Annotated in this window: 11 protein-coding genes and 1 pseudogene; 4 read left to right on the top strand and 8 right to left on the bottom strand. The window is 62.3% G+C overall.

The window, feature by feature from the left end; all coding sequences use genetic code 11:
* The first annotated feature begins 255 nt into the window (after positions 1 to 255).
* The 3 genes from purU to FFS60_RS28745 are packed head-to-tail and all read left to right on the top strand — an operon-like array spanning position 256 to position 1,764.
* A complete protein-coding gene (gene purU / locus FFS60_RS20395; protein ID WP_137822983.1) occupies positions 256 to 1,107 on the top strand; it encodes a formyltetrahydrofolate deformylase in 852 nt (283 codons plus the stop codon).
* A 48-nt stretch (positions 1,108 to 1,155) separates the two neighbouring features.
* Entirely contained in the window at positions 1,156 to 1,581 is a 426-nt protein-coding gene (locus tag FFS60_RS20390) for a CBS domain-containing protein (RefSeq protein ID WP_028628580.1), read from the top strand.
* 9 nt (positions 1,582 to 1,590) lie between these two features.
* Positions 1,591 to 1,764, top strand: coding sequence for a hypothetical protein (locus tag FFS60_RS28745; protein WP_169338771.1), 174 nt, complete (start codon positions 1,591 to 1,593; stop codon positions 1,762 to 1,764).
* A 35-nt stretch (positions 1,765 to 1,799) separates the two neighbouring features.
* On the opposite strand, the gene FFS60_RS29465 is transcribed toward FFS60_RS28745, so the two are convergent.
* Together FFS60_RS29465 and FFS60_RS29460 are read right to left on the bottom strand one after the other, a co-directional pair.
* Entirely contained in the window at positions 1,800 to 2,564 is a 765-nt protein-coding gene (locus FFS60_RS29465; RefSeq protein ID WP_371926461.1) for a methyl-accepting chemotaxis protein, read from the bottom strand.
* A 93-nt stretch (positions 2,565 to 2,657) separates the two neighbouring features.
* Positions 2,658 to 3,677 (bottom strand): annotated as a pseudogene (locus FFS60_RS29460) (cache domain-containing protein); the annotation flags it as partial.
* A 124-nt stretch (positions 3,678 to 3,801) separates the two neighbouring features.
* Between FFS60_RS29460 and FFS60_RS20380 the strand changes: the two are divergent.
* The gene (locus tag FFS60_RS20380) at positions 3,802 to 5,292 is read left to right on the top strand and encodes a helicase HerA-like domain-containing protein (RefSeq protein ID WP_137822981.1); all 1,491 of its coding nucleotides are present in this window, start codon (positions 3,802 to 3,804) and stop codon (positions 5,290 to 5,292) included.
* 282 nt (positions 5,293 to 5,574) lie between these two features.
* On the opposite strand, the gene FFS60_RS20375 is transcribed toward FFS60_RS20380, so the two are convergent.
* The 6 genes from FFS60_RS20375 to FFS60_RS20350 form a co-directional block, all read right to left on the bottom strand.
* On the bottom strand, positions 5,575 to 7,047 hold the full coding sequence (locus tag FFS60_RS20375) for an inorganic phosphate transporter (RefSeq protein ID WP_028628577.1): 1,473 nt from the start codon (positions 7,045 to 7,047) through the stop codon (positions 5,575 to 5,577).
* A 154-nt stretch (positions 7,048 to 7,201) separates the two neighbouring features.
* Positions 7,202 to 7,399, bottom strand: coding sequence for a hypothetical protein (locus tag FFS60_RS20370; RefSeq protein WP_028628576.1), 198 nt, complete (start codon positions 7,397 to 7,399; stop codon positions 7,202 to 7,204).
* 303 nt (positions 7,400 to 7,702) lie between these two features.
* The gene (gene mapR / locus FFS60_RS20365) at positions 7,703 to 9,124 is read right to left on the bottom strand and encodes a GntR family transcriptional regulator MpaR (protein WP_028628575.1); all 1,422 of its coding nucleotides are present in this window, start codon (positions 9,122 to 9,124) and stop codon (positions 7,703 to 7,705) included.
* An 81-nt stretch (positions 9,125 to 9,205) separates the two neighbouring features.
* Positions 9,206 to 10,621, bottom strand: a complete 1,416-nt coding sequence (ccoG, locus tag FFS60_RS20360) for a cytochrome c oxidase accessory protein CcoG (RefSeq protein ID WP_137822980.1) — start codon at positions 10,619 to 10,621, stop codon at positions 9,206 to 9,208.
* Between the two features lie 452 nt (positions 10,622 to 11,073).
* Positions 11,074 to 11,658 (bottom strand): ADP compounds hydrolase NudE, encoded by a 585-nt coding sequence (nudE, locus tag FFS60_RS20355; RefSeq protein ID WP_137822979.1) that lies wholly within the window; start codon positions 11,656 to 11,658, stop codon positions 11,074 to 11,076.
* Positions 11,659 to 11,896: 238 nt separating this feature from the next.
* Positions 11,897 to 13,027 (bottom strand): helix-turn-helix transcriptional regulator, encoded by a 1,131-nt coding sequence (locus FFS60_RS20350; protein ID WP_036997370.1) that lies wholly within the window; start codon positions 13,025 to 13,027, stop codon positions 11,897 to 11,899.
* Positions 13,028 to 13,065 lie beyond the last annotated feature (38 nt).

Genomic DNA, 13,065 nt, shown 5'->3' with positions numbered 1-13,065 from the left:
ATCTGTAAGTAAATAAGCGCGAAAACTTTTGTACGCATTGTTGTCGGCTTCTTCTTTGATACTAGTCCCGCTGCCGTTCTAATGCGTAATTGTGCTTCGGATACTCGCTATATCAGCGTCGGATGGTGCCCTTTAGTTGTGCGCTGTGTGTTGCTCCGCGATCAGCGGAATCCCCTTCAAAGCACGCGGTTACTGAAGTTTCTGCGCGCAGTAGCTAGAATGGCCGCCTTTGCGAAGTCTTTGGAGTGTTCCCTCATGCGCACATTTCGTCTGGTGATTGCCTGTCCGGACGGCGTCGGTATCGTAGCCAAGGTCAGTAACTTCCTGGCTACCTACAACGGCTGGATCACCGAGGCCAGCCATCATTCGGATAATCAGAGCGGCTGGTTCCTCATGCGCCATGAAATCCGTGCCGATTCCCTGCCTTTCGATCTGGATGGTTTCCGCCAGGCGTTCGCGCCGATCGCCCGTGAGTTCGCCATGGACTGGCGGGTGACCGATTCCGAAGTGAAAAAGCGTGTCGTGCTGATGGCCAGTCGTGAGTCCCATTGCCTGGCCGATCTGCTGCACCGCTGGCATAGCGGCGAGCTGGATTGCGAGATCCCCTGCGTGATCTCCAACCATGACGACCTGCGAAGCATGGTGGAGTGGCATGGCATTCCCTACGTCCACGTCCCGGTGGATCCGAAGAACAAGCAGCCGGCCTTCGACGAGGTTTCCCGCCTGGTGGAAGAGAATCGCGCCGATACCGTGGTGCTCGCCCGTTACATGCAGATCCTCCCGCCGGAGCTGTGCCAGCGTTACGCCCATCAGGTGATCAACATCCACCACAGCTTCCTGCCGTCCTTCGTTGGCGCCAAGCCCTACCACCAGGCGTCGTTGCGCGGGGTGAAGCTGATCGGCGCCACGTGCCACTACGTTACCGAGGAGCTGGATGCCGGCCCCATCATCGAGCAGGACGTGGTGCGCGTAACCCACCGCGACAGCGTCGAGGACATGGTTCGACTCGGCAAAGACGTGGAGAAGATGGTGCTGTCCCGTGGGCTACGCTATCACCTTGAAGACCGGGTGTTGGTGCACGATAACAAGACCGTCGTGTTCGACTGATCCCTTCGGCGGGCACCGCTCCGGTCAATTGGAACAGGAGCCCGCCCCATGCTCAGATCCATCAAGGTGCGCGACTACATGGCTCGCCACCTGGTGACCTTCAGGTCCGACACCGACCTCTTCCTGGCTATCGAACGCCTGCTGGAACATCACATTCCCGCCGCTCCGGTGGTGGATTCCCAGGGCCATCTCATCGGCATGATCTCGGAGGGCGATTGCCTGCGCGGCATTCTTTCCGGGGCCTATTACGAGGCCATTGGCGGCAACGTCAGCGGCTATATGTCCACCCAGGTGGAAACCATTTCTCCGGAAACCGATATCATCGATGTTTGCCAGCGCTTCCTGCGTGACAAACGCCGTTGTTTCCCTGTGGTGGAGGAGGGTGTGCTGGTCGGCCAGATCAGTCGCCGCGATGTGCTGCGAGCCGTAAAAGCCTTTGCCCAACACGATTCCGGGCAACCGCCGGAAGTCTGAGGAACGCCCATGACCGATCCACGCGACCGCGCTACATCCACGCCGCCGCCCACATTGGGCGAAGGCTGCGTACGGCGTTATGACCCGGATGAGCTGAGTGAGGACAACGGCACCGAGTTTCCCGGGGCTGCCGAGCTGTGGCGAAAAGTGCAGGAAGAGGAAGAAAAGAAGAAGGCGCCTTAGGCGCCTTCTCTGTAGTGGGATGGCAGGGCGTCGATCTAGATCCGGAAACTCCCCACCAGATGCTGCAAGCGTGCTGCCTGCTGATCCAGATCGGCACAGGCACGCAGCGTGGCCTGGAGGTTTTCCACGCCTTCCTGGTTGAGGGTGTTGATCTCGGTGATGTCCATGTTCAGCGAGTCGACCACGGCGGTCTGTTCTTCGGTGGCGGTGGCCACCGACTGGTTCATGCCGTCGATCTCGCCGATGCGCTGGGTCACGCTGCCCAGGCGCTGGCCGGCCTGGTTGGCGATCTCCACGCTCTGCTCGCTGTAGCGCTGGCTCTCGGTCATGGTGCTGACCGCCTCGCGGGCGCCGACTTGCAGCTCCTCGATCATCTGCTGGATTTCCTGGGCCGACTCCTGGGTGCGGTGGGCCAGGTTGCGCACTTCATCCGCCACGACGGCGAAACCACGGCCTGCCTCGCCGGCACGGGCGGCTTCGATGGCGGCGTTGAGCGCCAGCAGGTTGGTCTGTTCGGAGATGCCTTTGATCACTTCGAGGATCTGGCCGATGTTCACCGTCTTGCTGTTCAGCGTCTCGATGTTGCCGCAGGAAGCGCGGATCTTCCCGGACAACTCATTCATCGCCTGGATGGTGCGCTCGACCACCTGACGGCCGTCCTCGGCCAGGGTGCGGGCGGAGGAAGCCTGGTGCGAGGCGTCGGCGGCGTTGCGGGCGATTTCCTGGGCGGCAGCGCCCAGTTCGTTGATCGCCGCGGCGACGCTGTTGGTGCGGTTGGCCTGTTCGTCGGAGTTGCTCATGGACGAGTTGGAGGCGTTCAGCACCAGCTTGGCCACCTGGTTCACGTGGTTGGTGGCCGAAGACACTTCGCGGATGGAACCGTGGATACGCTCGAGGAAGCGGTTGAAGGCACTGGCCAGTTCACCGAACTCGTCCTGCGCATGAATCGCCAGGCGGCGAGTCAGGTCGCCTTCACCCTGGGCGATGTCCTGCATGGCGCGACCCATGATGTGCAGTGGCTGCATCAGTACCCGGATCAACATGCCCAGCAACAGGATGATGATCACCACGGCAATCACCGTTGCGATGATGGCCGAGGCGCGGAACTCGCTGAGCATCCCGAAGGCCTTGTCCTTGTCCACCGACACGCCGATGTACCAGTTCACCGAAGGCAGGCCCTTGACCGGGGCGAAAGTCAGGATGCGGGTGACGCCTTCCACCTCCACTTCGCTGAAGCCGGCATTGATGGCCGGTGTGTTCTGCGGATAGATCTCCCGCAGATTCTTCATCACCATGTCCTTGTTCGGGTGCACCAGGACCTTGCCGTCTGAGCTCACCAGGAAGGCATAGCCCATGCCGTCGAAGTCCAGGGCGTTGATGATCTGCACCAGGGTTTGCAGGCTCAGGTCGCCGCCGGCCACGCCGAGGGACTGCACCGGCGTGGCGATGGTCATGATCAGCTGGCCGGTGGCTGCATCGACATAGGGTTCGGTGAGGGTGGTGCCGCCGGCGCTCTTGGCGCCCTGATACCAGGGTCGGGTGCGCGGGTCGTAGCCGTCGGGCATTGCGCTGTCCGGGCGCATGGTGAATTGCCCGTCCTGGGTGCCGAAGTACGTGAAGGCGAAGGTGGAGCTCAATGCCCGTTGTTGCAACAGGGTCGGTACGGCGTCAGGCGAAGGGTTGGCGGCCAGGGATTCGGCCACGCTTTCCACCAGCAGAATCCGGCCCGAAAGCCAGTTCTGGATATTACTGGCGGTGACATCGCCCATTTCCTGCAGATAGTTTTCCAGGTCGTTACGGATCGCATTCCTTTGCAAGTAATCGTTGTACAGGGTGAACAGCGAGAAAGCCGCAATTACCACCAGCGAGGCGGCAAGCAGAATCTTGTGGCTGAACCTCAGGTTTTTGATCATGTTTGCTTGCGTCCGGTTAGGTCAGGCACCAGTCTTTATGGCACGTGAGTGCAGAAAAACTGAGTAGAAACGTCGGTTTATATATCGGCGCGAACCAATAAAAGCTTTAACCGAGGAAGGCAAAATGCCCGAGCAACGTTCCCTGATTCTTGGCGCTGACCCAGAGGGCAATGCCGTTTCCCAGGCCATGAAGTTGGCCAACCGGCACGGCCTCATCGCCGGCGCCACCGGCACCGGCAAGACAGTGACCCTGCAGCGGTTGGCCGAAGTGTTCAGCGACGCCGGCGTGGCCGTGTTCGCGGCAGACATCAAGGGCGACCTCTGCGGCCTCGGCGCCGTCGGCAATCCTCAGGGCAAGGTGGCCGAACGCATCGCCTCGATGCCCTGGTTGGGACACCAGCCCCAGGCGTATCCGGTCACACTTTGGGACGTCGCCGGGCAGTCCGGCCATCCGCTGCGCACCACGCTGAGCGAAATGGGGCCGCTGCTGCTCGGCAACCTGCTGGAGCTGACTGACAGTCAGCAGGCCGCACTCTATGCCGCCTTCCAGGTAGCCGACCGCGAAGGCCTGCTGTTGCTCGACCTCAAGGACCTCAAAGCCCTGCTCAACCACCTCAAGGATCATCCGGAGATGCTGGGCGAGGACCGCGCCCTGTTCGCCGGCGCATCCGCTCAGGCTCTTTTGCGACGCCTGGCCACCCTGGAGCAGCAGGGTGCCGAAGCGCTGTTCGGCGAGCCGGCGCTGCAGTTGGAGGACATCCTCCAGCCCGATCGCGATGGCCGCGGACGTATCCACCTGCTGGATGCCAGCCGCCTGGTCCACGAGGCGCCCAAGGTCTACGCCACTTTCCTGCTCTGGCTGCTGGCTGAACTCTTTGAGCAGTTGCCCGAGCGTGGTGATGCCGACAAGCCAGTGTTGGCGCTGTTCTTCGATGAGGCCCATTTGCTGTTCGCCGATACCCCGAAAGCCCTGCAGGAGCGCCTGGAACAGGTGGTGCGGTTGATTCGTTCCAAGGGCGTTGGCGTGTATTTCGTCACCCAGTCGCCCAGCGACTTGCCGGACGACGTACTGGCCCAGCTCGGCCTGCGTATCCAGCATGGCCTGCGCGCGTTCACCGCCAAGGAGCAGAAATCCCTGCGCGCCGTGGCTGATGGTTTCCGCCCGAATCCTGCGTTCGACACCCTGACCGTGCTCACCGAACTCGGTATCGGCGAGGCGCTGGTCGGCACCCTGGAAGAGAAGGGCACTCCGGCCATGGTCCAGCGCGTGGCCATTGCGCCGCCGCAGTCGCGCATCGGCCCGCTGAACGACAGCGAGCGCGCCGTGCTGGTACGTGGCTCGCCCCAGGCTGGGCGTTACGACAAGCCAATCGATCGCGAGTCAGCTTACGAAATGCTCACCGCCCGCGCGGCACAAAGTCCGGAGGTTGAATCCGACAAGGGCGGCAAGACGCAGGCCAGTCAGCCCGGCATGGGTGACCTGGCCGGCGAGCTGCTGGGAACCTTCGCCAGTCAGGCGATGAAGACTGCGGTGCGCCAGGCAGCCAACCAGCTCGGACGGCAATTGGTTCGCGGCCTGATGGGCTCCCTGTTGGGTGGCAGCAAGCGCCGCTGAGTTGCGACTGCCTTTGTTGGGTCGATTTCAATCGACTTGCAGGCCGAAGGTCTGCCCTGAGGTTCACTCGGGGCCGCTTCGCTTCCCCTGGCGAATGAATGGGCTATGTCTGCTCTACGCGTGGCAAGCAGCTGCCTTGCCTGTAGGAGCTGGCTTGCCAGCGAATGGCCGCGTTTCGCTGGCAAGCCAGCTCCTACAAGGCTCTTGGCCCGATGGTAAATCTCTCGCAACAGCCAAACGAAGAAGGGCGCCCGTGGACGCCCTTCTTCATGTTCGTCCTGATCAGACGATAAAGGTGATGGCCACCCAGAACAGCGCGGCGGAGAGCAGGATCGTAGTGGGCAGGGTAAGCACCCAGGCCATCAGGATATTGCGCACCGTGCCACCTTGCAGGCCACTGCGGTTGGCAACCATGGTGCCGGCGACGCCGGAGGACAGCACATGGGTGGTGGACACCGGCAGGCTGTAGATGTTGGCCATGCCGATGGCGCAGGCGGCGGTGATCTGGGCGCTCATGCCCTGGGCATAGGTCATGCCCTGCTTGCCGATCTTCTCGCCGACGGTGCGCACCACGCGTTTCCAGCCAACCATGGTGCCGATGCCCAGTGCCAAGGCCACGGCCAGAATCACCCAGAACGGGGCGTACTCGGTGGTGGCGGTCAGGTCCTTGCGCAGCTTCTCCAGGTCGGCCTTTTCGCGAGCCGGCAGCTCAGAGAGCTTGCCCACCTTCTTGGCGGTGTCGTCCAGGCAGAGCAGGTAGCGGCGGACCTCGACGCGGGTGTCGTCGTTAAGGTCGTTGTAGTTGGCCACGCCATTGAGCTTCTGGAGCAGGGCGTTGATGGTCGGCTCTGTCTGCTTCGGATCGCAGCGATAGAGCTTCGGCATCTCGCTGCCATTGCTCTTGCCCAGGGCCAGCATCTCACCAAGGGTGTCGGTGTGACGCTGGTAGAACTGGCTCAGGTGAGTCGCCGCGTCGCGGGTACGCTCGATCTGGTAGGTGGTGCTATTGAGGTCCAGCACGAACTTGGCCGGAACGATACCAATCAGTACCAGCATGATCAGGCCGATGCCTTTCTGGCCATCGTTGGAACCGTGTACGAAGCTCACGGCCATGGCGGAAAGCACCAGGACCAGGCGGTTCCAGAAGGGCGGATGCTTCTTCTCGTCCAGCTCCTTACGGGTTTCCGGCGTCTTGTGCATCTTCGATAACGGGTACATCCACTTCAGACCCAGCAGCAGCAGGGCTGCGACCAGGAAACCAGCAGCCGGGGAGAAGATCAGCGACAGGCCGATATCGATGGCTTTGCCCCAGTTCACACCTTCGCCCAGGGGCAGGTCGGTGAGCAGTGCGTTGGCCAGGCCGACGCCAAGGATCGAACCGATCAGGGTGTGCGAGCTGGAAGCCGGGATACCGAAATACCAGGTGCCCAGGTTCCAGGCGATGGCGGCGGTGAGCAGGCTGAACACCATGGCCAGGCCGTGGCCGGTATTGACGTTGATCAGCAGTTCCACCGGCAGCAGGTGGACGATGGCATACGCCACGCCGACGCCGCCCAGCAACACACCGAGGAAGTTGAAGATCCCCGAGAGGAACACCGCCCGGTAGGGCGACATGGCCTTGGTGTAGATGACAGTGGCCACCGCGTTGGCGGTGTCATGGAAACCGTTGATGAACTCGAAGGTCAGGACGAATGCCAGGGCGAGACAGAGGCTCAGCACCAGCCAGGCATCTAGCCCGCTGAAGAGATCGAACATGAAAGTTTTGTGACTGGCTCATGGAGGGGCCGCGATTATGCCAGAAAACCGGTCGTCGCCCAGACCCGGGCGTCGAGCGGTTCCTGGCATTCCCTACGCAAGTTGTCGCAAATCTATACGGAAGATTCCCCAGCTGACTGGGTGCGACAAATTGTCAGGGTTCCTCTCTGAGCTCTTTCTCGATCTTCTCGAGTTCTTTCTCGAAGCTCTTGTCAAGCAGGCTGGGTTTCTTGCGCCAAGGCTTGCGCTCAGGATCCCTTTGCGCGGCATAGGTCGTGACCTCGCCGCCGTATACATCCTTGTAACGTTGCGCCTGGCGCTCAAGTTCGGCGCGCAGTTCGTCTTTCGTCACGTGGTTTTTCCGTCTCTTTGATTAATGGTCTTCAGGTGGAACGGGCGATCTAGAGGTCTCGGCCCCCATAGCGTCGGTCGCCCGGTCGAGGCCGTCGTCGCGGCCTTCTTGTAGGACAAAGTTCGATTGTCGCAACTACGGTGGACTTTCCTACGCACTACGGAAAGGCCCTGCGACTATTCCGGGATTAGAAGTCGATTTCTCTGAAGGCCCGGAACGAACATTGGGAAGTATAACAAGCAAACGGGAAAGCTCCATTACAGAAGAATCCCTTGAGCGTGAAGGATATCTATTCGTCGGGTATCAGGGATTGCCCATAAGAGACCGGATAATCCTGCCGAGAGTTTCCATCGCCTGCTCGCTGGAGTTGCTCCAGGGGTGACCATAGTTGAGGCGGGCGCAATGGCCGAAACGCCGTGTTGCGGAAAAAATCGGCCCCGGGGCGATGCTGATGCCCTGGGCCAGGGCGAGCTGGAACAGGCGTAGAGAATCTACCTGCTCGGGGAATTCCAGCCAGAGGAAGTAGCCCCCTTCGGGCCGGCTGACGCGGGTTTCTTCGGGGAAGTGCCGGGCCACTGCGGCCAGCATGGCGTTGCGCTGGCTTTCCAGGGCGTAGCGCAACTTGCGCAGGTGACGGTCGTAGCCGCCGTGTTGCAGGTAGTCGGCGATGGCCGCCTGGGCCGGCACCGAGGCGGAGATGCTGGTCATCAGTTTCAGCCGTTCTATCTGCCCGGCGAATCGCCCACCGGACACCCAGCCAACCCGGTAGCCGGGCGCCAGGCTCTTGGAAAATGAGCTGCAGTGCATCACCAGGCCTTCGGTGTCGAACGCCTTCACCGGTTTGGGCGCCTGCTGGCCGAAGTACAGCTCGGCGTAGACATCGTCCTCGATCATCGGCACCTGGTGCTTGGCGAGCAGGGCCGCCAGCTGGCGCTTCTTCTCTTCGGAGAGACTTGCCCCCAGCGGGTTCTGGAAGTTGCTCATGAACCAGCAGGCCTTGATTGGCAGCCGCTCAAGGCTGTCCTCCAGCACTTGAAGGTCGATACCGTCGCGCGGGTGCACGGGGATTTCCACGGCTTTGAGCTTCAACCGCTCCAGCACCTGCAGGCTGGCATAGAAGGCCGGTGCCTCAATGGCCACCAGGTCGCCAGGGCGGGCCACGACCTGCAGGCAGAGATTGAGCGCTTCCAGCGCCCCATTGCAGATCACCAGTTCCTCGATGGGCAGCGGAAGGCCGCCGACCATGTAGCGCAGGGCGATCTGTCGGCGCAGGGCATGATTACCCGGCGTCATATCGGCCACTGTGGAGCGCGGGTCCATCTCGCGAACCGCGTGGGCCATGGAGCGGGCCAGGCGCTGCAGGGGGAATAGCTCTGGGCTGGGGAAGGCCGAACCGAAGGGCACCGTGTCCGGGTCCTTGATGGAACTCAGGACCGAAAACACCAGTTCGCTGACGTCCACTTCCGTGGTCGCCGCCTCCCGTGGGCCTGGCTGCGGCTCCGGCAGCGGTCGGCGCACGTGTTCGCAGACGAAGTAGCCGGAGCGCGCGCGGGCCATGATCAGCCCGCGGCTTTCCAGCAAGTAGTAGGCCTGGAATACCGTGGATGCGCTCACACCGTAGGTGCGGCTGGCGTGGCGCACCGAGGGTACTTTCTGCCCAGGGGCCAGGACTCCGGTGCGGATCAGTTCGGCGATGTCGTCAGCGAATTTCTCGTAGCGCTTCATCTTTTCCTGGTTGGGCAGCGGCCAGTTGGTGCCCAACTCTAAGCGCTCGACGCGTTCGCCGCCATGATCCCGGGCCATGCGTCAGCGCCTCGGACTGACGAAGGTGCTGCTGGCGCTGGTCACGGTGCCCGGTTCATCCAGGCTGCGCACCACGAAACGCAGTGGACGCGAGCCGGCGGGGCCGCTGTCGTCGGTCAGTGCCACCGAGACTGGCAGCGACACGATCTCGCCTGCGCCGATGTTCACCTCGTGCTCGCCCTGCAGGCGGAAGCCCGGGACCTCTTCAAGTTCCACCACATAACGCTGTTCTCGCTGAGTCTTGTTGATCAGCTTGAGGTTGTAGATGTTCTCGATCTCGCCGGCGGCGTTTTCGCGGAACATGCCACGGTCCTTGATCACATCCACCGACAGCTGCGAACGGGTCGCGCCCATCCAGGCCAGGGCGACGATCATCAGCAGCAAGGCGACGGCATAGCCGATCAGGCGCGGGCGCAGCAGCCGGGTCTTGCCACCTTCCAGCGCGCGTTCCGAGCTGTATCCCACCAGGCCACGGGCATACCCCATGTGGTCCATGATCGAGTCGCAGGCATCGATGCAGGCTGCGCAACCGATGCAGGCGATCTGCAGTCCATCGCGGATGTCGATGCCGGTGGGGCAGACTTGTACACACATCTGGCAGTCGATGCAGTCGCCCAGGCCCTTGGCCTTCGGGTCACTACCCTTCTTGCGTGGGCCGCGGGATTCGCCGCGGGTGGCGTCGTAGGAGACGATCAGCGTGTCCTTGTCGAACATCACGCTCTGGAAGCGGGCGTAAGGGCACATATGGATGCACACCTGCTCGCGCATCCAGCCTGCATTTATATAGGTGGCGGCGGTGAAGAAGATCACCCAGAACAGTGCGGTGCCGCCGATCTCCCAGGTGACCAGGTTGGCCACCAGCTCGCGCACCGGGGTGAAGTAGCCGACGAAGGTGATGGCCGTGGCCAGGCTGATCACCAGCCAGAGGCCGTGCTTGACCGTGCGCCGCAGGATCTTGTTGAGGCTCCAGGGCGCGGCGGACAACTTGATGCGCTGGTTGCGGTCACCCTCGGTGACCTGCTCGCACCACATGAAGATCCAGGTCCAGACGCTCTGCGGGCAGGTGTAGCCGCACCAGACGCGACCGGCGAACACCGTGATGAAGAACAGGCCGAAGGCGCAGATGATCAATAGCCCCGACAGCAGAATGAAGTCCTGGGGCCAGAAGGTGGCGCCGAAGATGAAGAACTTGCTTTGCTCCAGGCTCCAGAGCACCGCTTGGCGGCCATCCCAGTCGAGCCAGAGCGTGCCGAAGAACAGCAGGCACAGGAGCCCCGCGCCAAGGCGGCGCAGGTCGCGGTAGAAACCGGTGAAGCGGCGGGTGTGGACAGGTCCGTTGGAGGCGGAAAGGGGTTTGCTTGCAGCGGGCGGCAGGGAGGGAGCTACCTCAATGACCTGCGCCGGGATTCTCTCGCTCATGATCAGTGCCCATCAGGCTGTTACGGCGAGACGGACTATAGGAAGGCACTGATGGGTAAAACAGATTCAGATCAGCCGGTAAAAACCATATCAGATGATTCGGAACAGGGCGCCAGGCCGCAAGGTGCATGGATTGGGCGCCTGACGGCAGAATCCGTGGCAGCTGTGCGGCATCCGGTCGCGGGGCGTCGAGCGGGTTGGCCGCCCAGTGTGGCTCAGAGCTGACGGGGCCTGTTCAGGGCAGCATCGTTCCAATGGTTGGGACTGGCATGAAACAGCTGGGGTACGCGGGCGGGCAGTACTGCGTGGCAGCCAGCGTCGGTGGCAGAGGACGCATGATCATGGCGGTGTAGGCAGCGCCGAAGGCGCAGAGGACAAGGGCGAGGTACAGCTTTTTTCTTGTTTTCATGGTCATTCCTCTACACAGGAGGGACATGTTGTTTGGGGCAAGACTAGGAACCGCTGCGACAGGCCGCCTCGTCCGAATGGACTAGATGTCGGATTGGCCGACTAAGTGCCATGAACAGCGCAGCAATGGCGCGTGCTTCCTGCAGCTCTCCCGAGGCCACCAGGGCCGGCAGCTTCGATACGGGTACGCGCACGACCTCCAGGGGTTCCGGTTCATCACCCTCGGCTGTACAGGGCTGGAGGTCTTCGGCCAATACCACGCGGCAGCTATGGCACAGGTGGCCGGGAGCCAGGGTCAGCAAGCCCAGTTCCTGCACGCGGTTGGCACGCAGGCCGACCTCCTCCATGAGTTCGCGTGTGGCGGCCTGCTCCGGGCTTTCGTCGCCTTCGACACCGCCCTTGGGCAGACCCAGGACCCGTTGCTCGACCCCTACCGCGTATTCGCGCACCAGCAGGACATGGTCGGGATCGGGTTGTGCCACCACGATCACCGACTGGTAGTCGGAGCCACGCAGGCGCTCATAGACCCGCTGCTGGCCGTTGCTGAATTCAAGGTGCAGAGCTTCGATCTGGAACCAGTCGCTCTTGGCCAGGAGTTCGGTCTTCAGGATGGTGGGCAAGCTGCGCATGGCGGGCTCCCGTGTCGTGTCCAGGCAGAGCGTCGCGCGCATTAGGTGTTGGGGCATCGTCTGGATGGACTAGCACCGAGAGGGTCGGCGAGGCCGTCCCTCAGGGTGGGCAACGTGTTCTGTCCACCCGTTGGCGCAACGGAGAAGTCCCCATCACCCGACTCGCGGTAGGGGCCCGGCTTCGAATCGGTGGAAATCCCAGGACGGATTTCCACCCGGCGACCCGGTGTCGACGGGCTCAACCCAGTGTCGCCACACTTCGCAAAATCAACCGCACCAGCATGGTCTGCCGCGTGACCCCGGTCTTGGAGAAGGTCGAGCGCAGGTGCGCCCGCGCCGTGTTGCGGCTGATGCCGAGGGCGTCGGAGGCTTCATCCAGGGTCAGGCCGTTGGCCAGAAGCATGGCCAGTTGCGCCTCCGCCGGGGTCAGGTCGAACAGCGCCTTGACGATCTCCTGGGGCGCGCTGGACTCCTGCTCCGGGTCGCTGATGAAGATCACCACCGAGGGACACTGCTTGCCCTCGTTCCAGGCCGACAGCGGTACTGAACGCACGATGATGCCCAAGTCCGTCTTGCCCGACGGCCGCTGGACCCGCAGCGCCTCCACCACTGAAGGCAGGTTGTTCTTCTGGGACTGCAGGGCCTGCTTCACCAGCCGGCGGAACTCCTGCGTGTCGCGCGGGTTGCCCACCTGCAGGCCGTCATTTATCAGCTTGAGGCCGTCCTTGTCATGCAGGAGGCGCTCGGCAACGCGGTTGGTCTGCAGCACCTTGCCGTCTTCGTCGAGGATGATGGTGCCGACCGCCAACTGGTCCACGGCGCCGGCGTAGAGATTGCGCTCGGTCTCGATGCGGTTGAGCTGCATATGAATCTTGATCGAGCGTTCCAGGTGCGGAATGAACCGCGCCACCAGGGCCTTGTCGTCGTCGGTGAAGTCAGGCTCCTCCGGGCCGCGACTGATGCGGATGCGGCACTGGGCGCCGTCGCAGGTGCGGATGTCGGCACCGAGGATGTGAAACACCCCGACGGGTTCCAGGAAGCTCTTGTAGAACTCCGACTCCACCCACTCCTGCCGCGAGAGGAACTCGCCACTGGTGACCACCTGGCGGTTGGGCAGGTCGACGAAAGGATCGAGGGCGAAGAAGTGCTTGTTATAGGAGGCCGTCACTTCCGAGGAGCTGCCGGTGGTGTTCACCATCAGGCCTTCGGCATGTTCGCTTGGAGGGCGCAGGATGAAGGTGACGTACTTGCTGTGCAGATACAGGTTCAGTTGATTGAGGAAGGTCGCCCACGGGACGTCTTCCAAGGGCCCCTGATAGAGGTTGCCGAGCATCTCACTGAATTCGTCGAGCAAGAGAGTGTGTGCCATATCTGAACCGCTTCTTATTTTTGTAGGGAGCTTCTTAC

It is taken from the genome of Pseudomonas sp. D(2018), assembly GCF_005502555.1.
Classification (GTDB): domain Bacteria; phylum Pseudomonadota; class Gammaproteobacteria; order Pseudomonadales; family Pseudomonadaceae; genus Metapseudomonas; species Metapseudomonas resinovorans.
Note: the sequence above shows the minus strand (reverse complement) of the source record. Positions and strands in the feature narration are given on the sequence as shown.